Origin of the sequence: Crystallibacter degradans (assembly GCF_012952295.1) — a bacterium.
GTDB lineage: Bacteria > Actinomycetota > Actinomycetes > Actinomycetales > Micrococcaceae > Crystallibacter > Crystallibacter degradans.
Genome location: NZ_JABBCH010000003.1, coordinates 218,772 through 240,438, shown reverse-complemented (window position 1 = coordinate 240,438; position 21,667 = coordinate 218,772). Strand labels below are relative to the sequence as shown.

Here is a 21,667-nt window from a genome sequence, read left to right as displayed (position 1 = left end):
ACCGCAGGCCAGACATAGCCGAAGCATAGGGTTCCGGGCTAGAAAGGAACCCATGACGCACAAGACGCCTCACCCTGACCATGACCGCGGACTCGAATTCGACCTGAAGATGCTGAGCCGCCGGCGCACGCTCGGGTTGTTCTTCGGTGCCGGCACGATGGTTGCCTTGGCCGCCTGCACTCCCTCGGGCACCACCAACGGTTCAACGACGACGGCGGCCACGTCACCTCCCGCTGCTGGTTCGGCCTCCGGTAAGGCGTCCGCCTCCGGTGCGGCGACGCCGTCGTCCACGGTGACCCGTGCCATCGCCGAGTGCGGCGCGGAGATACCGGATGAAACCGCCGGTCCCTTCCCCGGCGACGGCTCCAACGGCCCGAATGTGCTGGAGGCGTCCGGCGTGGTCAGGAGCGATATCACGTCCAGCTTCAACGGGTCGTCAACGAGGTCGGAGGGCGTGCCGCTGACGTTCACACTGACCCTGCTGGACAACGCCAACGGGTGCAAGGCGCTCGCCGGGGCCGCGGTCTATGTCTGGCACTGCGACCGGGACGGCAGATACTCCATCTACGATTCGGGCCTGGAAGGCGAGAACTTCCTGCGCGGCGTGCAGGAAGCCAACGCCAACGGGCAGGTGACGTTTACAACCGTCTTTCCCGGTGCCTACAACGGACGCTGGCCGCATATCCACTTCGAAGTCTTCGAGTCCATGTCCAACGCCACGAGCGCCGGGCAGATCCTGAAGGTTTCGCAGATCGCCCTCACGGATGCGGCCTGCACGGACGCCTACGCCGCCCCCGGGTACGAAGTCAGCCGCCAGAACTTCCCCAATACACCGCTCGCCAGCGACAACGTCTTCGGCGACGACGGCGGGATCTATCAGCTGGCCACGATGTCCGGTTCCGCGGCCGACGGCTACACTGCCTCGCTGAACGTCACCATCTGAATCTGAGCTGCCGGTCAAAGGCCGGCAGCTCAGGATACCCGGGCGCTGGGCGAGAGGTCAGAGAACCTTCGAGAGGAAGGCTTTGGTACGTTCGTGCTGCGGGTTGCCCAGCACATCCTCAGGCTTGCCCTGCTCCACTACGACGCCGCCGTCCATAAAGACCACGCGGTCGCCCACTTCGCGGGCGAAGCCCATCTCGTGGGTCACCACCATCATGGTCATGCCCTCATCGGCGAGCTGGCGCATGACTTCCAGCACGTCGCCCACGAGTTCCGGATCTAGTGCGCTGGTGGGCTCGTCGAAGAGCATCATGTCCGGGTTCATGGACAGGGCCCGGGCGATCGCCACGCGCTGCTGCTGGCCGCCGGACAGCTGGGCCGGGTACGCGTTCTCCCGATTGTCCAGCCCGACTTTGGCCAGGTTGCGCCGGGCGGTTTCGACGGCCTCGGACTTGCCGCGCCTTTTGGCCCGTTGCTGGGCCAGGGTGAGGTTGCGCAGCACGCTCAGGTGCGGGAAGAGGTTGAACTGCTGGAACACCATGCCGATCCGGGTGCGGATCTTGTCCAGGTCCGTTTCCTCGTCGGTGATGTCCACGCCTTCCACCAGGATGGTCCCCTTGGTGGGTTCCTCCAGCCGGTTCACGCAGCGCAGCAGGGTGGACTTGCCTGAGCCGGACGGCCCGATGACACACACCACTTCGCCCTGGTCAACGTGGAAGTCGATGCCTTTGAGGACTTCGTTGTCCCCGAAGCTCTTGTAAAGGCCCCGGACTTCAATTGCGGGACGGTCCTTTCGCAGGGAACTCTCCGTCGCCATGGCTTACCGGCCTCTCTTGTTGTGTCGTTCAAGCTTGGCAACCAGCTGGGTGAGCGGGAGCGTGATGATCAGGTACATCAGCGCCGCTATCATCAGCGGTGTCGCGTTCGCCTGCTGTGAGACGGCGTCGCGGGCGAAGGTGGTCAGTTCCCGCTCGTTCAGCGCCATGCCGGCGATGAACAGCAGCGAGGTGTCCTTGATCAGGATGACCAGTTCGTTGGTCAGCGGCGGAGTGATGATGCGGAAGGCCTGCGGCAGGACAACCGACACCATGGTCCAGCTCGGGTTCATGCCCAGCGAGCGGGCGGCCTCGCGCTGGCCCGGGGGAACGGCCTCGATGCCGGCGCGGATGGTTTCGGCGATGTAAGCTGCGGAGACCACAATCAGTGCGATCAGGCCGGCACCGGCGCTGCCGCCCGGCGGGCGCCAGTCGAAGGCGATCGGCACGGCGAACGCGAAGCCGAAGATCACCAGCAGGGCCGGCAGGCCACGGAAGATCTCCACGTACGCGGTGGCCACCCAGCGATAGGGGCCCACCGGGGAGAGCTTCATGAGCGCCAGCAGCAGGCCAAAGATCAAGCCACCGACGAAGGCAATTGCCGTGTAGACAATCGTGTTCTTCGCTGCCGTCAGGACGACGTTCGGGAATAGAGTCGCCGCTACGTCCGGGTTGAAGAAGTTGGTTTGGATCGTGCCCCAGTCGGCGACAAGTACGACGGCGACTACGGCAAGTACGAAAATGGCGTAGAGCACGCCGCGGAACAGGCGCCTACGGGTAGACGGTTTCACATTCAGGCCTTCCAAAGGTCTTCAGGACAGCTTCGCCCCGGACAGCTCGTCCGGGGCGAAGCCGTAAGGGCATTACTGGGTGAAGTACTTGTCGTAGATCTCCTGGTATTTGCCGCTTTCCCGCAGTTCGGCCAGCTCGGCGTTCACTGCCTCCAGCAGAGCCTCGCTACCCTCTTCTTTCACCGCGAAACCGTAGGACTCGTCCGTCGGGTATTCCTCGACGATCTCGTACTTGCCGCCCTCCAAGTGGCCGAGGTTGACCGGCAGATCCTGTAGTACCGCGTCGACGCCGCCCGACTGCAGTGCCGGGAACAGCTCGGCATCCGACGGGTACGCGCGGACCTCAGTGTCGGCCGGCACGTTTTCGCGGGTGTACGCCTCGCCGGTGGTGCCCTGCTGCACGCCTACGGACTTGCCTGCCAGATCCCCGATGGCCTTGATATCGGAATCGGCCGGAACCAGCAGCGACTGCAACGAGTCGTAGTACGGCTCGGAGAAGTCGAGGTTCTCTTCGCGCTCTTCGGTGATGGTCATTGCGCTGGCGCCGATGTCGCACTGTCCGGAGGCGAGGACCACACCGGATTGGAGGGCGTCGAAGCCAACATCCTGAATCTGCGTCTCCAGGCCCATACCCGTGGCGATCTCGCGGATGAGGTCCATGTCGTAGCCGGTGTATTCGCCGTTTTCCTCGAACTCAAACGGCGGGTACGGAATGTCGGAGCAGACGGTGAGTGTGCCCGGAGTGACCAGGCCCAGCTCGTTGCCGTCGGCTGCCTGGGAGCCGCCGTCCGAAGACGAGCCGCCACCGCATGCGGTGAGGGCCAGGGTGCCCGTGGCAAGGACGGCGAAGACCTTGACCGCGGTGGATGCGTTAGTGCGCATGGCTTTCCTACCTGTTCTTTGATGAAAAATCCGGCTTAAGTCTAGCCGTAACATTCGGTAACGGGTGATATGCATCACAGGCTACATTGATTGCCTATTAGTCAACAAGCGGGACCCGCCCAACTATACAAATTGTTATGCTGCCGCGACCTGCAGCACAATTTTCGCCATAGCTAGCGGCGCAGTCCCAGCGCTTCGATCATGGGCCGAAACTTGGCCCAAGTTTCGGCCAGTTCCGCTTCCGGTGTCGAAGCGTCCACAATCCCGCAACCGGCGTAGAGCCGCACGCGGGTAGGGCTTTCCACTACCGCGCCGCGCAAAGCAATGCCCCATTCGCCGTTACCTGCCCCGTCTGTCCAGCCCACCGGACCGGCATAGGGGCCGCGGTCCATCTGCTCGAGCTCGCGGATCAGCGCACCGGCCACTTCGGTGGGCGTACCGCACACGGCCGCCGTGGGGTGCACGGCTTCGGCCAGTTCCAACGACGACGGCGCGTGGCCGCCATTGGTGGACAGCTCGGCCGAGACATCGGAGGCCAGATGCCATACGTTGGGCAGTTCGAGCACAAAGGGCTCGCTGTGCGAGGTCATCTCGGAGGTGTAAGGCTGCAGCTTGCGGGTCAACGAGTCGATGGCGATCTCGTGCTCGTGCTGCTGCTTCTCAGAGCCGGCGAGCACCCGTTCGGCGTAGGCGGCGTCGGACTCGCCGTCGATCTTGTGGGTGTTGGCGCGGTCCAGCGTCCCGGCCAAGACCCGCGCGCGGGCTACGTTGTTCTCGACCTTGATCAGCATCTCCGGGGTGGAGCCGATGAGTCCGTCCACGCTATAGGTCCAGCAGTCCTGGTAACGGATGGCCAGTTCACGCAGCACCTGGGCGGTGGCGATGGGCGAGGAGAGGTCCGCGATCACGTCGCGGGCGAGGACCAGCTTGCTCAACCCGCCGCCGGCGATCTTCTGCACACCGGCCGCGACCGCCGCTTTGTAAGCGCTTTCGGAAACCTGCCCCGGGTGCAGGCGGTCAGCGGTTTCGGCGCCGCGCTCGGCGGAAATCTCGTCCAGCCAGCCGGCCAGGGCGGCCTCGGCCGTCTCCGCGCTGAGGTCTGCGCCGTCGTCGTCGGTTATATAGGTCAGCCAGCAGCCCTGTTCGCCGAGGCCGACAACAACCTGCGGAACAATCAGCCGCGAGGCGTGGCCGGAGGTTTTGGAGAAGGCGAACGAGCCGAAGGCCACCAGCCCGGTGCCGGGCAGGCCTACCGGGTTGTCCACCTCCGCGTCCTGCTGCAGCTCCCGCCACCAGCGGGCCGCGGTCTGGAAGCGTCCGGGGCCGGCGTCGGTGAAGCGGGCAACCTCGCCGAAACCGACCAGGCCGCCGCCGCGGCGGACCCAGCAGAGCACGTCGTCGCGGACCAAGTAGTCCATTATTCCGGTTGGTGAAGAGTGCTCACCGAGGTCAACGGTGACGGCGCGCAGGGAGGTCATAATGACTTCAAGGTTACCCCGCCTCCGGCGCGCCAAAGCACCGGTGCAAGCTGGCCCACACGCGCGGTTGCACCCCAGGGGCGCAGGCTCCCGCCAGGGGTTTGCGGGCGCGGCAAACCGGCGCGGCAAACTTTGAGACAATGAACGGGTGAACCGTGCATCCCTGGACAAGCGCCCTGATGAAGTAGCAGCCATGTTTGATGACGTCGCCCCAAAGTACGACGTCGTCAATGACGTTCTGTCCATGGGGCAGACCCGGCGGTGGCGCCGGATTGTGGTGGACGCCGTCGGTGCCAGGCGCGGCCAGCGCGTCCTGGATCTGGCCGCCGGAACCGGCACGTCCAGCGAGCCCTACGCCGATGCCGGCATCCACGTGGTGGCCTGCGATTTCTCGCTGGGCATGCTGCAGGTGGGCAAGCGCCGCCGCCCGGACATCGACTTCGTCGCCGGCGACGCCACCAGCCTGCCGTTCGCCGACAACTCCTTCGACGCCGTGACCATCTCCTTTGGCCTGCGCAACGTGAACGAACCGCGCAAGGCACTGCAGGAAATGCTGCGTGTGACCAAGCCCGGCGGGCGGCTGGTCATCGCCGAGTTCTCCTCGCCGACCCTTCCGGTCTGGCGCACCATGTACACCGAATACCTGATGCGGATGCTGCCGGCCATTGCCGGCAAGATCTCGTCCAACCCGGACTCCTATATCTACCTGGCCGAATCCATCCGCGCCTGGCCCAACCAGAACGAGCTGGCCCAGTGGATCGCCGAGGAGGGCTGGCAGGACGTGGCCTACCGCAACCTCACCGGCGGCATCGTGGCCGTGCACCGCGCCCGGAAGCCGGGCCGGACCGACGCGCCCAACGCCAACGCCCAGACCGCGCTCCGCCGCCGGGGCACGAGGGCTGCGCTGTAACCGTGTCCGTTCTGATTGTCGGGGCCGGACCTGCCGGCTCAACCGCTGCCTACTATCTGGCCAAAGCGGGTATTGAAGTTACGGTGTTGGAAAAGACGTCGTTTCCGCGCGAGAAGGTGTGCGGCGACGGCCTGACCCCGCGCGCGGTGCGCGAGGTCCAGCTGCTGGGCCTGCCGCACGAGGAATCAGCCGGCTGGCGCCGCAACAAGGGCCTGCGCCTGATCGCCGGCGGCCGGCGGCTGGAACTTGCCTGGCCGGAGCTCTCGGACTTCCCGGACTACGGCCTGATCCGCACCCGGCTGGGATTCGACGAGGAACTGGCCCGCCATGCCGAGGCGGCGGGCGCCCGGATGCTGGAACGCCATTCCGTTTCCACTGCACTGAGGAACGACGCCGGCCGGGTCACCGGGGTGCGCGCCAACATCCTGGACGAACGCGGCCGGAAGACGGGGCAGACGCAGGACTTCAGCGCCGACGTCGTACTCGCAGCCGACGGCAACTCGACCCGAACGGCCCTGAGCCTCGGCATTGAAAAACGCGACGACCGGCCGCTGGGCGTGGCCGTCCGCACCTACTTCACCAGCCCGCGGCACGACGATGACTGGATGGAGGGCTGGCTGGAACTGCCCGATGCGCAGGGCAATCCGCTGCCCGGATACGGCTGGGTCTTCGGCGTCGGGGACGGTACCTCCAACGTGGGCCTGGGCATCCTGAACTCGTCGCGCTCCTTCGGCAAGCTGGATTACAAGCAGGTGCTGCGGGACTGGACCGCCGCCATGCCCGCCGAGTGGGGCTACAACCCCGAGAACCAGGTGGGCGAGATCCGCGGCGCGGCCCTGCCGATGGGCTTCAACCGGACGCCGCACTACTCACCCGGGCTGCTGCTGCTCGGCGACGCCGGCGGCATGGTCAGCCCGTTCAACGGCGAGGGCATTTCCTACGCGATGGAATCGGCCCGCTACGCCGCGGAACTGATCGCCGACGCGTTTGGCCGGCTGAGCGGTTCACAGGGGCAGATCCTCAGCCAGGCAGGCTTCGACTCCTCGCTGGCCCGCTACGCCGGCGTCATCCAGGGCCACTGGGGAAGCCACTTCACGCTGGGCCGCGTTTTTGCAGGCCTGATCGGAAAACCTGCCATCATGAAGCTGGCGCTGCGGACCGGAATGCCGGTGCCGGTGCTGATGCGCTTTGTGGTGCGGATGCTTGCCAACCTGACGGACCAGGACGGCAAGGGTTTTGAGGATAGAGTTATTCATCTGTTGGAGAAACTCACGCCGCCGGCGTCCAACCAAGGCCTTTCCACGCACAGCCGCACACCATCTGCCCCGACGATTAGTTAGTGTTATACAGTGACTGACGCAAAACCGAGCTGGACTCCTGCAGGTTCCGGCGTGCCGGACTCCCTGGAGCTGGACACGGCCACCGCTGCCCTCGCCACCAGCCTGAACCTGCCGGCGGGCTTCGCCCCGGTGGCCCAGGATCCCGCTCTCGGGCCTGCCGTGTCCACGGCCCTGGCCAGAGTGGAAAAGCGGCTGCGTGCCGCCATCGCGCATTCGGATCCGCTGGCGGACACCACCAGCCGGCATCTGGTGGAGGCCGGCGGCAAACGCATCCGCCCGCTGCTCACCATCCTGGCGTCCCAGCTGGGGGAGGGCCCCGTGCCCGAGGTGCTGCAGGCCGCCGTCGTTGTTGAGCTGACGCACCTGGCCACCCTGTATCACGACGACGTGATGGACTCCGCCCCCTACCGCCGCGGCGCGCCCACGGCCCATGAGGTCTGGGGCAATCAGGTGGCGATCCTCGCCGGCGACCTGATCTTTGCCCGCGCCTCCATCCTGGTCTCGGAGCTCGGCCCGGAAGCCGTCAAGATCCAGGCACGCACCTTCGAACGGCTGGTGCTGGGCCAGCTGCACGAAACCGTGGGACCGCGCGAAGACGAAGACCCCGTGGAGCATTACCTTTCGGTCATCGCGGACAAGACCGGTTCGCTGATCGCAACGTCCGGCCAGCTGGGCGCGATGTTCGCCAACGCCGGTCCCGATGTGGTGGACATGATGCTGGAATACGGCGAAAAGGTCGGCGTGGCCTTCCAGCTCGCGGACGACGTCATTGATGTCACCGGGCTGAAGGTCAAGTCCGGCAAGTCGCCCGGAACAGACCTGCGCGAGGGCGTGCCCACGCTGCCGGTCCTGCTGCTGCGCCAGGCCGCCGCGGCCGGCGACAGCTCGGCGGCGTCCGTACTCAAGCTGGTGGATGCGGACCTGACTTCCGACGAGGCCCTGGCCCGCGCCGTCGAAGCGCTGCGCGAACATCCGGTGACCGCGGAAGCCTGGACCGTGGCACGCAAATGGGCCGATGACGCCAAATCGGCCCTGGAACGGCTGCCGGACAGCACCGTCAAGCTGGCGTTGACCGCGTTTGCCGAGGCGGTTGTCGACCGCGACGTTTGATCCCGGATGCGGCTAACGCGGCGAGCGGTCAGAGCTGCGCCATGACCGCCCGTAGTTCGGCGGCCTTGCGTGCCCGGATGGCGGGATCCACGATGGGCCGCTGCGGAGTAAAGTACAGTCCGTCGTCGTGCCAGCGGGGCAGCACATGCTGGTGGTAGTGCCAGACGTGCTGGCTCCCGGCGGGCTCGTTGTGCTGGCGGGTGGTAATACCGTCCGGCTGCCAAGCCTTCTTCATGGCGACGGCAATGTCCCGGCTCAGCGAGGCGATCTCTGCCAGGACATCGTCCGGCATGTCATAGAGCAGCTCGAAGTGTTCCTTTGGCCCCACCAGCACGTGCCCGGGTTCGGGCTCAAAGCCGTGCGAAGCGATCCAAGCCATGGCCAGATCCGTGGAGGCCACCAGATCCTCCGCGCGGCATAGGTTCTTCTGGAACCGGAACTGCCCGGAGGCAAAATCGCAGAACGGGCACTGGTAATTTGCGGGAGCGTGGCTTGGCCAGATCATGGGGTCAGTCTTGCAGTTCGTCGTCGTTCTCATCGTCATTGAAGACCCAGTCGAACATGTCGAAGACGAACTCGCTGAAGGTGGATTCCTCGCTCTGCCAGCGCTGCTTGCCGGTGTTGGTGCGGATCCAGACGATGGGATCGGGGACGGCAAGATGCTCGGTCCGGAAGCCCCAGTTGGCTTCTTCATCCATTTCGTCCAGGAACAGCAGGTAGCCGTCCTCGATCTCCAGCTCGTCCGGATCCCAGAAGAAATCGTGGGCCTCCATCAGGTCCTCGCAGCCGCCAAGGGCGTGGTAGAACTCCACGAGTGCCTGCGGAATCTGGAACTTGTGTTCGCCGAGGAGGCCCTCGAGTTCGTCGTAGGAAATGCCGTCTTCTTCGCTCCACTTCCGGTCCAGGTACTTGGGGACGAGGGCACGGAACTTGTCCACGAACATTTCGGGCATGGGGGCTCCTTGACTGGTGGGGTGGGTCGCTCACCATCCTACCTGCGGGTGCCGCTTGGCCGGCCCTGTTACCCCTCCAGCCTCAGCCGCGGCGGCGCTGTGCCAGCCCGGGGTAGTCCACCACAATTCCGTCGGCGTCAACCGTGACTTCGGCACTGAAGTTGCCGGAATCAAAACCGATCAACGCAGTGCCGGTGACGTCGTCGTACGCCTTGATTCCCGTGTAGCGCTGCAGGGCGGGAACCACCTGCAGGCTGGGCATCCGGACAAAGGCGACGGCGAGATCCGCGGAAACCTGCTCGTCATGGACCAGGCCCAGGCGCAGGATCGGCATGGTGTTGGTGACGGGGCACAACCCGAGGTCGCAGTCCACCGCGCCGACCAGTACAGACGGATCCGCCAGCCCCGGCTCGGGCAGGTCCACAGTGCCCCAGGCGCGCGCTTCTGCGCTCCATTCGCCGTTGGTCGCGCGCAGCAGTTCCAGGTGCCGGCTCCAGCCGTTGCCGTGCACCGTAACCATCAGGCGCTCGGTAAACCAGTTCTGCGTGGTGGTCAGCGACCAGCTGGCGGCGTATTCGGAGGTGCGGGAGGCGCCATGGGCGGTCAGCCGCTCGGGCTCGAGGTTGATGGTGGCCGAATCCGCCCGGCTCGGGTCGTCCTCACCGAGCCAGCTGTGCGTCCGGCTTTCATGCGTTTCATGTGCCATGGCCCAAGCCTTGTGCCTGTGCCCGGATATGGCAAGACCACGGCGGGGAGTGCGGCGCGCCGGGGACATGACCGTTCATTGCGCGGGGGACCTCCGACGGCGCTGTGCCGGTGAAACTGCCGCTATTGTATTGCCTCATGCCACCAGTCCTGATTGCCTGCGCGCACGGAACGTCCAACCCGGCAGGCCGCCGAGCCATCGATGCCCTCCGCCACGAGGTGGCCCGGCTGCGCCCTGGGACCGAGGTGCTGGAGGCCTACGTGGACGTACAGGAGCCGGCCCTGCCCGACGTCGTTGCGGCGTTGCCGGCCGGGCGCCGCGCCGTCGTCGTTCCGCTGTTGCTCTCCGTGGGATACCACACGAGCGTGGACATCAGTCAGGCGGTGGCGAGCCGTCCGGATACCTGCGCGGCGGAACCGCTGGGTCCCGATGCGCGGCTGGCCGCACTGCTGCAGGAACGCCTGGTGGAGTCGGGGGCAGCTAATGACGACGCCGTGGTGCTGGCTGCCGCCGGATCCAGCCTGGCGGCGGCCACGGGAGCCGTGGCGGAACTGGCCGGCATGCTGCGTAAGCTGCGGTCCGGTCCGGTGACGGCCGGTTTCGGTGCCTCGGCGAGGCCGTCCGTGGCCGAGGCCGTGGCCGCTGCCCGGCAGGGATCGGCCAAAGCGGAATCCGCCGGGGTGGGGTCTGCCCGTGTGGTGGTGGCGTCCTACCTGCTGGCACCGGGATTCTTCCACGACAAACTTGCCGGCGCCGGTGCGAACATCGTCACCGGGCCGCTGCTGCCGCATCCGGTCCTGGCCCGGCTTGTGCTGGACCGTTACGACGCTGCCGTTGCCGCGAACTTCACCCGCGGATAGGCAGTACTACCGCCGCGGTTAGGTAGCACCCACGCAACTGGGTAGCGCCCTTTCGACGTCATTCGTTCGACGCTTTCGTTACGGCGGGCGCGTAATAAGTCGTCGGAAGACGGGCAATATTTCTGCACAATACGTCGCGCAACAGGCCGTGACCGGATGTTTCGGGCGGCATTGTCGCCGGTCCAGCGCCTCCGTACGCTCGTCCACTATGAGCGCACCAGCAGCATCCGCTGACACCAGAACAGGCAGGCCGTCCCGTCCGCCCACCAAGCCGCACGGCCAGTGGAAGATCGACGGAACCGAGCCGCTGAACGGCAACGAGGAATGGAAGCAGCAGGACGGCGGGCTCAATGTCCGCCAGCGGATTGAACAGATTTACGCCAAGCGTGGCTTCGACTCCATCGAGGCCACGGACCTGCACGGCCGGTTCCGCTGGTGGGGGCTGTACACCCAGCGCCGGCCCGGGATCGACGGCGGCAAAACCGCGACGCTGGAACCGCACGAGCTCGAAGACAAGTACTTCATGCTCCGTGTGCGGATCGACGGCGGCGCGCTGAGCACCGAGCAGCTGCGGGTGATCGGCCGGATCTCCACGGAGTTCGCCCGGGACACCGCGGACCTGACCGACCGGCAGAACATCCAGCTGCATTGGATCCGGGTGGAGGATGTGCCGGAAATCTGGAACCGGCTGGAAGCGGCCGGACTCTCCACCACGGAAGCCTGCGGCGACGTGCCCCGCGTCATCCTCGGTTCCCCCGTGGCCGGCATCGCCGCGGACGAGATCATCGACCCGACGCCGGCCATCCGGGAAATCTCCGAGCGCTACATCGGGGATGAGTCCTTCGCCAACCTGCCGCGCAAATACAAGACCGCCATCACCGGGCATCCGAGCCAGGACGTGGTCCACGAGATCAACGACTTCGCGCTGGTGGGCGTGGTGCATCCCGACCTCGGCCCCGGTTACGACCTCTGGGTGGGCGGCGGGCTGTCCACCAACCCACGGCTGGCTGAACGCCTGGGCGTCTTCGTCCCGCCGGAGCGGACGGCCGAAGTCTGGGTCGGCGTCACCAGCATCTTCCGGGACTACGGCTACCGGCGGCTGCGCAACAAGGCCCGGCTGAAATACCTGCTGGCCGACTGGGGGCCGGAGAAATTCCGCGCCGTCCTGGAGGAGGAGTACCTCTCCGCCCCGCTGCCGGACGGCCCGGCCGCGCCCAAGCCCACCTCGCCCGGTGACCATGTCGGGGTGCACCGGCAGAAAGACGGCAGATTCTACCTGGGTGTCACGCCGGTGGTAGGCCGCGTTTCCGGCAGCACGCTGGTGCAGCTGGCCGACCTGCTGGAGGCCAAGGGTTCCTACCGGCTGCGGACCACCCCGCACCAGAAACTGGTGCTGCTGGACATTGCGGAGGAACACGTGGCGGAGCTGACGGCGGAACTCGACGGGCTCGGCCTCACCGCTGCGCCTTCCTTGTTCCGCCGCGGCACCATCGCCTGCACCGGGATTGAATTCTGCAAGCTCGCCATCGTGGACACCAAGACCACCGCCGCCGCGGCGATCACCGAACTGGAAACCCGGCTCAAGGACCTCGCGGACAGCGGGGAGCTGCCGCAGCAGCTGAGCCTGAACATCAACGGCTGCCCGAACTCGTGCGCCAGGATCCAGACGGCCGACATCGGGCTCAAGGGCCAGCTGCTGCCGGACGGCAACGGCGGGCAAACCCCGGGTTTCCAGGTTCATCTGGGCGGGGGACTTGCCGCAATTGACCGCGCGGAACCGGGCCTGGGCCGGACTGTCCGCGGCCTGAAGGTCACGGCGGATGACCTGGTCGACTACGTGGAGCGGCTCATCCGGCAGTACACCGCCGCAAAGCACGACGGCGAGACCTTCGCGCAATGGGCGCACCGCGCCGAGGAAGGAGCACTGAAATGACCGTACGTTCAACCACGGCAACATCGTCATCCCGTTCCCGGAGCGAGGAGCAGCTGCGCGCGCTGGCCGAAGCAGGGTCCGCCGAGCTGGGCTGGGACGCTCCGGCACCCGAGGTTGTCGCCTGGGTAGCTCGGAACTTCGGCACAGCCGAGGCTGCTGTTGCCTGTTCCATGGCCGATGCCGTGCTGCCGCATCTGGTCGCGCAGCAGTTGCCCGGCGTCGATGTCCTGTTCCTGGAGACCGGCTACCACTTTCCGGAAACCCAGGCCACGCGCGACGAGGTAGCACGCTCACTGGACGTCAACGTGGTGGACGTGCTGCCGGAGCAGACGGTGGCCGAGCAGGACAGCAGTCTCGGCACGGACTTGTTCTCTCGCGACGCGGCCTTGTGCTGCGAGCTGCGCAAGATGCGCCCGCTGAAAAAGGCCCTGTCCGGTTACGGCGTCTGGTTCACCGGCGTCCGCCGCGATGAGGCACCGACCCGGACCAACACCGAACTCGTCACCTGGGACAGCGTGCATGCCCTGGTCAAGGTCAACCCTCTGGCCGGCTGGAGTTTCGATGACCTGCTGGACTATGCCGGCCGGAATGGTGTGCCGGTGAACCTGCTGCTGTCCAACGGCTATCCGTCCATCGGATGCAAGCCCTGCACCCGCCCGGTTGCCCCGGGCGAAGACCCCCGTGCCGGCCGCTGGGCCGGCCTTGCCAAGACGGAATGTGGAATCCACCAATGAACACCGCTTACCTGACCGAAGACCGTCCGCCCGTCGGGGCACCCACCACAGCAGCCAGCGCCCCGCGCGCCGCCCTGTCCTCGCTGGACGCGCTGGAATCCGAGGCCATCCACATCATCCGCGAGGTGGTCGCCGAGTTTGAGCGGCCAGCCCTGCTGTTCTCGGGCGGCAAGGATTCCGTGCTGATGCTGCACCTGGCCACCAAGGCCTTCTGGCCCGCCAAGGTGCCGTTCCCGGTGCTGCACGTGGACACCGGGCACAACTTTCCCGAAGTGCTCGAATTCCGCGACCGGACCGTGGAAAGGCTGGGCCTCTGCCTGGTGGTGGGCAGCGTGCAGGAGTTCATCGACCGCGGCGAATTGTCCGAGCGGGCGGACGGCACCCGCAATCCGCTGCAGACGGTGCCCTTGCTGGACGCGATTTCGCGCCACCGGTTCGACGCGGTCTTCGGCGGCGGACGGCGGGACGAGGACAAGGCGCGGGCAAAGGAACGGATCCTGAGCCTGCGCGACGAGTTCGGCCAGTGGGATCCGCGCAACCAGCGCCCCGAACTGTGGAACCTCTACAACGGCCGGCACACCGTGGGCCAGCACGTCCGCGCCTTCCCCATCTCCAACTGGACCGAGCTGGACGTCTGGCGCTACATCGAACGCGAAGGCATCGAGCTGCCCGGCCTCTACTACGCCCATGAACGCGAAGTGTTCCGGCGGGACGGCATGTGGCGGGCGGTCGGCGAAGTGTCGCAGCCCCGGGACAGCGAGGAAGTCCTGACCCGGACGGTGCGCTACCGGACGGTGGGGGACATGTCCTGCACAGGCGCCGTGGAATCAGCTGCCGCCACGGCGCACGACGTCGTGATCGAAGTCGCGGCATCCACCCTGACCGAACGTGGCGCCACCCGGGCCGATGACCGCATCTCCGAGGCCGCCATGGAAGACCGCAAGAAGGACGGGTACTTTTAATGACCACCACCGACTTCCAGACCGCCACGCTGTTCAGGTTCGCCACGGCAGGCTCCGTCGACGACGGCAAGTCCACGCTGGTGGGCCGGCTGCTGCATGACAGCAAATCGATCCTCGCGGACCAGCTCGAGGCGGTGACCCGGACCAGCGCCGAGCGCGGCTTCGGCGGATCCGCGTCCGGCCGTGGGCAGGGCCAGCAGATCGACCTGGCCCTGCTGACCGACGGCCTGCGCGCCGAGCGGGAACAGGGCATCACCATTGACGTCGCCTACCGCTACTTCGCCACCGAAAAGCGCAGCTTCATCCTGGCCGACTGCCCGGGCCATGTGCAGTACACCAAAAACACGGTGACCGGCGCCTCCACGGCGGATGCCGTCGTCGTACTTATCGATGCCCGCAAGGGCGTGCTGGAACAGACCCGGCGGCATCTGGCCGTGGCCCGGCTGCTGCGCGTGCCGCATATCGTCGCCGCGGTCAACAAGATCGACCTGGTGAAGTTCAGCGAGGCGGTGTTCCGGGATGTGGAGGAACAGTTGCTGCGCGCCGCCGCGGAGCTGGGGCTGCCTGACGTACGCGTTGTGCCGGTCTCCGCGCTGGAAGGCGATAACGTCGTCGAGCTCTCCGCGCGCACACCCTGGTACACCGGGCCGGCGCTGCTTGAGGTGCTGGAAACGCTGCCCGCCGTGGACGAGCTTGAGACCGAACTCGAAGCGTTCCGGTTCCCCGTGCAGTCGGTCATCCGGCCGCAGGGGGCGCTGGCGCCGGGCCTGGATCCCGAGGCCTTCCGCGACTACCGCGGTTACGCCGGGCAGCTGGCCTCAGGCGTGGTCCGTGTCGGCGACAGCGTCACCGTGCTCGGCTCCGCCGCCGGGACCCAAATAACGACGTCGGTGGCCGGCATCGACTTCGCCGGCACCTCCCTGCCGCAGGCCTCCGCGCCGCAGTCCGTGGTGCTGCGGCTCAGCGACGATATCGACATCAGCCGCGGCGATCTGCTGGTGGAAACCGGGACCTTCGCCGCAGCAAGCCAGGACCTGCACGCCTCGCTGTGCTGGCTCTCGCCCAAGCCGCTGTGCGAAGGCGCCAAGGTCCTGATCAAGCACGGCAGCAGGACCGTGCAGGGGCTCGTCCGCTCCATCACCGGCCGGCTGGATCTGGCCAGCTTCTCTGAAGGGCCGGCGGCGGACCTGGGGCTCAACGACATCGGGACGGTGCAGATCCGGCTGGCCTCGGCGCTCCCGGTCGAAGACTACGAACGGCACCGCCGGACCGGGGCCTTCCTGGTGATCGACCCTGTTGACGGCAACACCCTCGCCGCCGGCATTGCCAACAGCGTTCCGGATGGGGAAGGGGAGCCCCGTGGCGGCTAAACAGACACGGAAGAAAGGGCTCCTGCTCTCTAGCCGCACGTCCGAAGTCCTGCTCGCCGTCGGGCTGGCGGTCGCGATTGTTGCCGGGGCGGTCGCCGCTTCCGGCGCAGCGAATAGCACCGGCACGCCGGCGGCCGAGGTTCCGGTGAGCGATGCGCAGGAACTGCGGCTCGGCTACTTCGCGAATGTGACCCATGCGCCGGCGCTGATCGGTGTGGACAAAGGGTTTTTCGCCGAGGAGCTCGGCGGAACCGAACTGTCCACGCAGGTCTTCAACGCCGGTCCGGCCGCCGTGGAGGCGCTGAATGCCGGCGCCATCGACGCCGCCTTCATCGGACCCAATCCCGCCATCAACTCCTACATACAGAGCGAGGGACTGTCCCTGCGGATCGTCTCGGGGGCGAGCTCCGGCGGCGCCCAGCTGGTGGTGCGGGAAGGAATCGACAACCCCGAAGACCTGCACGGGGCCACGCTGACCACGCCGCAGCTTGGCGGGACACAGGATGTTGCCCTGCGGGTCTGGCTGCAGGAACAGGGGATTGCCATTGCCGCGGACGGCCAGGCGGGCGCTGCAATCAACCCGACGGAGAATGCCCGCACCCTGCAGCTGTTCAAGGACGGACAGATCGACGGCGCCTGGGTGCCGGAACCGTGGGCCACGCGGCTGGTGCTCGAAGCCGGCGCGAAGGTGCTGGTCGATGAGCGGGACCTGTGGCCTAAGGGCCAGTTCACCACCACGCTGCTGATTGTCGGCACCGACTTCCTGAACCGGCATCCCGGGCAGGTCAAAGCACTGATCGAGGGCGAACGGCGGTCCGTGGACTGGCTTAACGAGACAGTGGCTGGAGATCCGGCCGCAGCGGTCAAGGCCATCAACGCGGGGCTCGAAGGCGCCCATGGACTGCCGCTCACCGACGAAGTGGTTCAGCGCTCGCTGGCGAACATCACGTTCACTCTGGATCCCCACGCCACCGCACTGGCCCAGCTGTTGGAGGACGGTGTCACGGCTGGCACTACTGAGCAGGCCGACATCAGCGCCATCCTGGATCTGTCCATCCTCAACGGACTCCGGTCGCAGGAGGGCAATCCTGCCGTTCCTGCTGCCGGCCTGGGCAAGGAGTAACGACTATGACTTCTCAAAACACCGTGCTGCAACGCGCCGCCGCCCAGCTGGAAATCAGCGGTCTGTCCAAACGCTTCGGCCCGGACGCCCCGCTGGTGCTGGACAACGTCAACTTGAGGGTGGAGCAGGGCGAGTTCGTTGCGCTGCTCGGAGCCTCGGGCTGCGGCAAGTCAACGCTGCTGAACCTGGTGGCCGGTCTGGAAGAACCGACGGCGGGAGAGCTGAAAGCTCCGGAAGCGGCGTTTATGTTCCAGGACGCCTCGTTGTTCCCTTGGCTGACGGCGCAGGCCAATGTCGAGCTCGCGCTGGAACTGCGCGGGGTGGGACGGCAGGAGCGGGCGGAACAGGCCCGGGAGCTGCTGGAGCTGGTCCACCTTGGCGGAGCAGGGAGAAAGCGCCCGCACGAGCTGTCCGGCGGCATGCGCCAGCGCGTGGCCTTGGCCAGATCTCTCGCCCAGTCCCGCGACCTGCTGCTGATGGACGAGCCGTTCGCGGCGCTGGACGCCATCACCCGGGACCTGCTGCATGACGAACTTGAACGGATCTGGCGCCGGACCGGGCGGACCATCATCTTCATCACGCACAACGTCCGTGAAGCGGTCCGGCTGGGGCAGCGGGTGCTGCTGATGTCCTCCCGTCCCGGCCGGATCGTCGCCGAATGGCGCGTCGGCGACGGGCTGGACGCACGGGACCGTGCCGAACTGTCCGGCGAGATCACCACCGAGCTGCGACGGGAGATCCGCCGTCATGCGACTTGATACAGACTCCGGCGACGACGTCGCGCAGCTCGAAGCCGGGCTGGATGCGCTGCAGGCCGAGCAACCGGGCCGGTCCGCAGTCAGGCCGGCCATCGGCAAGGCGCTGCTGCCCGTTCTGGCGCTCGCGGCCATCGTCTACGTGTGGCAAATGTACATCTGGATTGTGCAGCCGCGCCCGGACATCCTGCCCGGCCCGGCCGACGTGGCCGCGGCGCTGGGCTCCTTGTGGGGTGACGGCGCGGCGCAGGAGACCATCCTCACCAGTCTCGAACGCGGCGTGCTCGGATTCCTGATCGCAGCAGTGATTGCCACCCCCGCCGGCCTGCTGCTGTCCCAGCACAAGGGGCTGCGCGCCGCTTTTGGCCCGCTCATCTCCGGGCTGCAGGTGCTGCCGTCCGTGGCCTGGGTTCCCGCGGCCATCATCTGGTTCGGCCTGACCGATGCCACGGTGTACTTCGTGGTGCTCATGGGCGCCGTGCCCTCGATCATCAACGGGCTGATATCCGGTGTCGACCAGGTGCCGCCGCAGTTCCTGCGGGTAGGGCATGTCCTCGGCGCCAACCGCTGGCAGCAGGCAACCCGGATTATCCTCCCGGCCGCGCTGCCCGGCTATATCGGCGGGCTGAAGCAGGGCTGGGCGTTCTCCTGGCGCTCGCTGATGGCGGCCGAAATCATCACCGTCGGCGGGTCCATGGGCTTCGGCCTGGGATCGCTGCTGCAGCAGGGCCGCGACCTCTCGGATATGGCCATCGTCGTGTCGGCCATCCTGCTGATCCTGGCCATCGGCATCGTTATCGAGCTGCTGGTTTTTGCCCCCGTGGAGCGCAGGCTGCTGCGCGGGCGGGGACTGCTGAAGGCCGGTGCGGCCTGAGTCCTGCAAGGCTCGCCCTCCACAACCTCTCTTCCCACTGACCTGAATTCCCCGAAAGGAACACCCCAATGACCACATCGCCCCTTGCCTCGACCCAGTCAGGCGCAGGAATGTCATCCGAGCCCGAGGCTGCACTGGCTCCTCAGTCCGACCGCGCACGGCCGCTTCGCGTCGCCGTCGTTGGTTCCGGTCCTGCCGGTGTTTATGCCGCCGATATCCTGACGAAAAGCGACGAGGTGGCCTCCGGCGCGGTGCAGGTCAGCATCGACCTCTTCGATCGCTACCCGGCCCCGTACGGCTTGATCCGCTACGGCGTTGCACCGGACCACCCGCGCATCAAGGGGATCGTGACGGCGCTGCACAAGGTGCTGGACCGCGGCGACATCCGGTTCTTCGGCAACGTGGATTACGGCACCGATCTGTCCCTGGCCGATCTGCGCGAACACTACGACGCGGTCATCTTCGCCACCGGCGCTATCAAGGACGCGGATCTGAACATTCCCGGCGTCGAACTTGAGGGCTCCTTTGGCGGGGCGGACTTCGTTTCCTGGTACGACGGCCACCCGGACGTTCCCCGCGAGTGGCCGCTTGACGCGAAGGAGATCGCGGTGATCGGAAACGGCAACGTGGCCCTCGACGTTGCCCGTGTGCTCTCCAAACATGCCGACGACCTGCTGTTTACCGAGATTCCGGACAACGTCTACGAGGGCCTGAAGAATTCGCCAGTCACCGATGTCCACGTCTTCGGGCGCCGTGGTCCGGCGCAGGTGAAGTTCACGCCGCTGGAGCTGCGCGAGCTGTCGCACTCCAAGGATGTGGACCTCGTGCTGTATCCGGAGGACTTCGACTTCGACGAAGGCTCCGACGAGCAGATCCGCTCCAACAACCAGACCAAAACCATGGTCAACACGCTCACCAACTGGCTCGTGGAGGAGCAGGACACCGGTGCCTCGCGGCGGCTGCACCTGCATTTCCTGCATAGTCCGGTGGAAATCCTCGCGGGCAGCGGGGAGGCGGCGGGCCGGACCGCGGGCATCCGTTTCGAGCGGACCGAACTCGACGGCAGCGGCAACGTGCGCGGCACCGGAGAGTTCATCGACTATCCCGTCCAGGCCGTGTACCGGGCGGTGGGCTACTTCGGATCCGCGCTGCCCGACGTGGAATTCGACCACCAGCGTGGTGTGGTTCCGAACGACGGCGGCAAAGTGCTGGATGCTGACGGAAATGCCGTACCGGGACTGTATGCCACGGGCTGGATCAAGCGCGGTCCTGTGGGCCTGATCGGGCACACCAAGGGCGACGCGCTGGAGACCGTCACCCATCTGCTGGCAGACCGGACAAGGCTGCCCGCTGCGGCACGGCCGGACGAAGCCGCGATCCTGGAACTGCTCGGGGACCGCGGGGTGGAGTACACCACGTGGGACGGCTGGCTGGCACTGGATGCGCACGAGCGGGCACTGGGTGCCGAAGCAACGGAAGCAGGCCCGGTGGCGCGCGAACGGGTCAAGGTAGTCCCGCGGGATGAAATGGTCCGGATCTCCCGGCCAACGGGGGCCGCCGCAGCCGGGGGAGTGGCCGCAGCCGCCGCCGGAACGGACCGGGGCTAGGAGGAACCGGACTCGGCCGCGAGCCGGCGCACGGTCAGGGCCAGCCAGAGATGGACCCGGTCCGCCGTGGACGCCGGGTCGTAGCCGGTCAGCTCGATGATCTGGGCCAGCCGGTACCGAACCGAGTTGCGGTGCAGGCCCAGGGTCTCGGCGACCGCGGCCACGGAACCGTTCAGTTCCAGATAGGTTTCCAGCGTGGACATCAGCTGGGCATCGTGGGCGGCGTCGAACTCGGACAGCGGATCCAGCGCCTCGGCGGCGAGGTCGGCCAGCGGCACGTCTTCGGAGGCCATCAGCAGCGAGGTCAGCGACAGCCGCTGCGGAACGTTCAGTCGGGCACCGTGGGTGAGGGCTTCCTTCGCCTCGAAGTAGCTCCAGCGCAGGCCGTTGGGCTGGGCATAACTGCCGCCCACGCCCACGGTGGCGGTCAGGCCGGCGTCGTACAGGTAGCTGCTGAGTTCCTCGCCGAGCCGCTCGCCGGACTCGGCGTCCTGGACCACCAGGACCAGCCGGTCATCGACGAGTCCGGTGGCGGTGCTTTCGAAGCCGGCGGGCAGCGGCAGGGTCCGCAAGGCGGGGCGCTGCCCGGTGGCGGTCTGGACCAGCATGACCAGCTGGCGCCGGGCGGTGTCGACGCCGATGGTGTTCAGCCTCAGCGTCGCATCCTGGCCATGCAGGGTGCCGCGGACAATATCCTGCAGGATCTGTCCGGCGGCATTGCGCTGGGCCGTCCGGTGCTTGGCCTGGTTGCTCAGTTCCAGGCTGATCATGCTCTGCGCATAGTCGACGATGGCATTGCGTTCGTACGGTTCCGCCAGCGCAAGCGTGCACCGGTCCTTCAGTCCGGTGGCAATGGGCACCTTGTTCCAGCTGCCGGTAGTGCCGGCTCCGGTGCTGAACAGGACGGCGCCATACTGCGAAAGTTCGACGTCGGTACCCACCATTCCGGCCAGGGTGCGCAACAGCGCCGGCAGACCGCCACCCCCCAGCAGCGAGGCCGAGAGGGCCTGGTGGTCGGAGAGCAGCCGTTCAAGTTTGCGGTAGTGGTCGGCAGAGATCGCATCGGCCACCATCCGGCTGATCGCGACGAACGGCGTTTCGTACGGGATTTCGAACACCGGCAGGTTCAGTTCGTCCGCCTGGTTCAGAAACGCCGGCGGAACTTTGCTGTGCGAAAGGCCCAAGGCGAAGCCGATCGCAACCACACCGGCCTCGTGGACGCGCGCAACGAAGCGCCGTTGCGCGGCAGCGGTCTTCTGGCGCAGCCCGGTTGTCAGCACCACCTCGCCGCCGCTGAGGAACGGCAGCGGGTCTTCCAATTCGGTAGTCGCCACCCAGGTGATGGCCGCATCGGGATTGCCGGCAGCCTTCCCCACGATGCGCAGGTGCAGGGACTTCTTGGCCAATAGACTGGCGAGGGATACAGCCATAGGGCCACTATACGGGTATGCATTGTGCAGCTGCACTACAAGAGCCTGACCGCGCGGCGGGAAAAACGAAGACTTTCAGGGCCCACAGGGAT

The 21,667-nt window shown here is 66.7% G+C and carries 21 protein-coding genes; 13 read left to right on the top strand and 8 right to left on the bottom strand.

What is annotated here, in order from left to right; translation table 11 throughout:
* The first annotated feature begins 52 nt into the window (after positions 1–52).
* Positions 53–943: an intradiol ring-cleavage dioxygenase gene (locus HGO92_RS07785; RefSeq protein ID WP_169993447.1), complete on the top strand. Its 891-nt coding sequence runs from the start codon at positions 53–55 to the stop codon at positions 941–943.
* Positions 944–1,000: 57 nt separating this feature from the next.
* Here the strand turns inward: HGO92_RS07785 and HGO92_RS07780 are convergent, their stop codons facing one another.
* The 4 genes from HGO92_RS07780 to HGO92_RS07765 form a co-directional block, all read right to left on the bottom strand.
* Positions 1,001–1,759: an amino acid ABC transporter ATP-binding protein gene (locus HGO92_RS07780; protein ID WP_169993445.1), complete on the bottom strand. Its 759-nt coding sequence runs from the start codon at positions 1,757–1,759 to the stop codon at positions 1,001–1,003.
* Positions 1,760–1,762: 3 nt separating this feature from the next.
* The gene (locus tag HGO92_RS07775) at positions 1,763–2,548 is read right to left on the bottom strand and encodes an amino acid ABC transporter permease (protein ID WP_346768889.1); all 786 of its coding nucleotides are present in this window, start codon (positions 2,546–2,548) and stop codon (positions 1,763–1,765) included.
* A 72-nt stretch (positions 2,549–2,620) separates the two neighbouring features.
* Entirely contained in the window at positions 2,621–3,430 is an 810-nt protein-coding gene (locus tag HGO92_RS07770) for a basic amino acid ABC transporter substrate-binding protein (protein ID WP_169993443.1), read from the bottom strand.
* Positions 3,431–3,603: 173 nt separating this feature from the next.
* Positions 3,604–4,908, bottom strand: coding sequence for an isochorismate synthase (locus HGO92_RS07765; RefSeq protein WP_169993441.1), 1,305 nt, complete (start codon positions 4,906–4,908; stop codon positions 3,604–3,606).
* A 148-nt stretch (positions 4,909–5,056) separates the two neighbouring features.
* Between HGO92_RS07765 and HGO92_RS07760 the strand changes: the two genes are divergently transcribed.
* The 3 genes from HGO92_RS07760 to HGO92_RS07750 are packed head-to-tail and all read left to right on the top strand — an operon-like array spanning position 5,057 to position 8,268.
* Positions 5,057–5,818 carry a demethylmenaquinone methyltransferase gene (locus HGO92_RS07760; protein WP_169993439.1) on the top strand — a complete coding sequence of 254 codons (762 nt, stop codon included), beginning with the start codon at positions 5,057–5,059 and terminating at the stop codon, positions 5,816–5,818.
* Positions 5,819–5,820: 2 nt separating this feature from the next.
* Positions 5,821–7,158 (top strand): geranylgeranyl reductase family protein, encoded by a 1,338-nt coding sequence (locus HGO92_RS07755; RefSeq protein WP_169993437.1) that lies wholly within the window; start codon positions 5,821–5,823, stop codon positions 7,156–7,158.
* Between the two features lie 9 nt (positions 7,159–7,167).
* Positions 7,168–8,268, top strand: a complete 1,101-nt coding sequence (locus HGO92_RS07750; protein WP_169993435.1) for a polyprenyl synthetase family protein — start codon at positions 7,168–7,170, stop codon at positions 8,266–8,268.
* A 28-nt stretch (positions 8,269–8,296) separates the two neighbouring features.
* On the opposite strand, the gene HGO92_RS07745 is transcribed toward HGO92_RS07750, so the two are convergent.
* The 3 genes from HGO92_RS07745 to HGO92_RS07735 form a co-directional block, all read right to left on the bottom strand.
* The gene (locus HGO92_RS07745; protein WP_169993433.1) at positions 8,297–8,773 is read right to left on the bottom strand and encodes an HIT family protein; all 477 of its coding nucleotides are present in this window, start codon (positions 8,771–8,773) and stop codon (positions 8,297–8,299) included.
* A 4-nt stretch (positions 8,774–8,777) separates the two neighbouring features.
* On the bottom strand, positions 8,778–9,221 hold the full coding sequence (locus HGO92_RS07740; RefSeq protein ID WP_169993431.1) for a hypothetical protein: 444 nt from the start codon (positions 9,219–9,221) through the stop codon (positions 8,778–8,780).
* A gap of 82 nt (positions 9,222–9,303) precedes the next feature.
* Complete coding sequence (locus HGO92_RS07735; RefSeq protein WP_169993429.1) at positions 9,304–9,927, bottom strand: putative glycolipid-binding domain-containing protein; 624 nt, start codon at positions 9,925–9,927, stop codon at positions 9,304–9,306.
* Positions 9,928–10,064: 137 nt separating this feature from the next.
* Here HGO92_RS07735 and HGO92_RS07730 point away from each other — a divergent pair, with 137 nt between their 5' ends.
* The 9 genes from HGO92_RS07730 to HGO92_RS07690 all read left to right on the top strand — a co-directional run bounded on the left by HGO92_RS07730 (position 10,065) and on the right by HGO92_RS07690 (position 20,145).
* Complete coding sequence (locus HGO92_RS07730) at positions 10,065–10,787, top strand: sirohydrochlorin chelatase (RefSeq protein ID WP_169993427.1); 723 nt, start codon at positions 10,065–10,067, stop codon at positions 10,785–10,787.
* Positions 10,788–10,995: 208 nt separating this feature from the next.
* Complete coding sequence (locus HGO92_RS07725) at positions 10,996–12,720, top strand: nitrite/sulfite reductase (RefSeq protein ID WP_169993425.1); 1,725 nt, start codon at positions 10,996–10,998, stop codon at positions 12,718–12,720.
* The gene (locus HGO92_RS07720; RefSeq protein ID WP_169993423.1) at positions 12,717–13,454 is read left to right on the top strand and encodes a phosphoadenylyl-sulfate reductase; all 738 of its coding nucleotides are present in this window, start codon (positions 12,717–12,719) and stop codon (positions 13,452–13,454) included. Before HGO92_RS07725 ends, HGO92_RS07720 begins: the two co-directional genes overlap by 4 nt.
* Complete coding sequence (gene cysD, locus HGO92_RS07715; protein WP_169993421.1) at positions 13,451–14,416, top strand: sulfate adenylyltransferase subunit CysD; 966 nt, start codon at positions 13,451–13,453, stop codon at positions 14,414–14,416. The genes HGO92_RS07720 and cysD overlap by 4 nt, the downstream gene beginning before the upstream one ends.
* Positions 14,416–15,786: a sulfate adenylyltransferase subunit 1 gene (locus HGO92_RS07710; protein WP_169993419.1), complete on the top strand. Its 1,371-nt coding sequence runs from the start codon at positions 14,416–14,418 to the stop codon at positions 15,784–15,786. The genes cysD and HGO92_RS07710 overlap by 1 nt, the downstream gene beginning before the upstream one ends.
* Complete coding sequence (locus tag HGO92_RS07705; protein WP_346768888.1) at positions 15,776–16,909, top strand: ABC transporter substrate-binding protein; 1,134 nt, start codon at positions 15,776–15,778, stop codon at positions 16,907–16,909. The genes HGO92_RS07710 and HGO92_RS07705 overlap by 11 nt, the downstream gene beginning before the upstream one ends.
* 5 nt (positions 16,910–16,914) lie before the next feature.
* Entirely contained in the window at positions 16,915–17,667 is a 753-nt protein-coding gene (locus HGO92_RS07700; protein WP_169993415.1) for an ABC transporter ATP-binding protein, read from the top strand.
* Positions 17,657–18,538 (top strand): ABC transporter permease, encoded by an 882-nt coding sequence (locus HGO92_RS07695; RefSeq protein WP_169993413.1) that lies wholly within the window; start codon positions 17,657–17,659, stop codon positions 18,536–18,538. The genes HGO92_RS07700 and HGO92_RS07695 overlap by 11 nt, the downstream gene beginning before the upstream one ends.
* Positions 18,539–18,648: 110 nt before the next feature.
* Positions 18,649–20,145: an FAD-dependent oxidoreductase gene (locus HGO92_RS07690; RefSeq protein WP_169993706.1), complete on the top strand. Its 1,497-nt coding sequence runs from the start codon at positions 18,649–18,651 to the stop codon at positions 20,143–20,145.
* Here the strand turns inward: HGO92_RS07690 and HGO92_RS07685 are convergent.
* Positions 20,142–21,575, bottom strand: a complete 1,434-nt coding sequence (locus tag HGO92_RS07685; protein ID WP_169993410.1) for a PucR family transcriptional regulator — start codon at positions 21,573–21,575, stop codon at positions 20,142–20,144. The genes HGO92_RS07690 and HGO92_RS07685 overlap by 4 nt on opposite strands.
* Positions 21,576–21,667 lie beyond the last annotated feature (92 nt).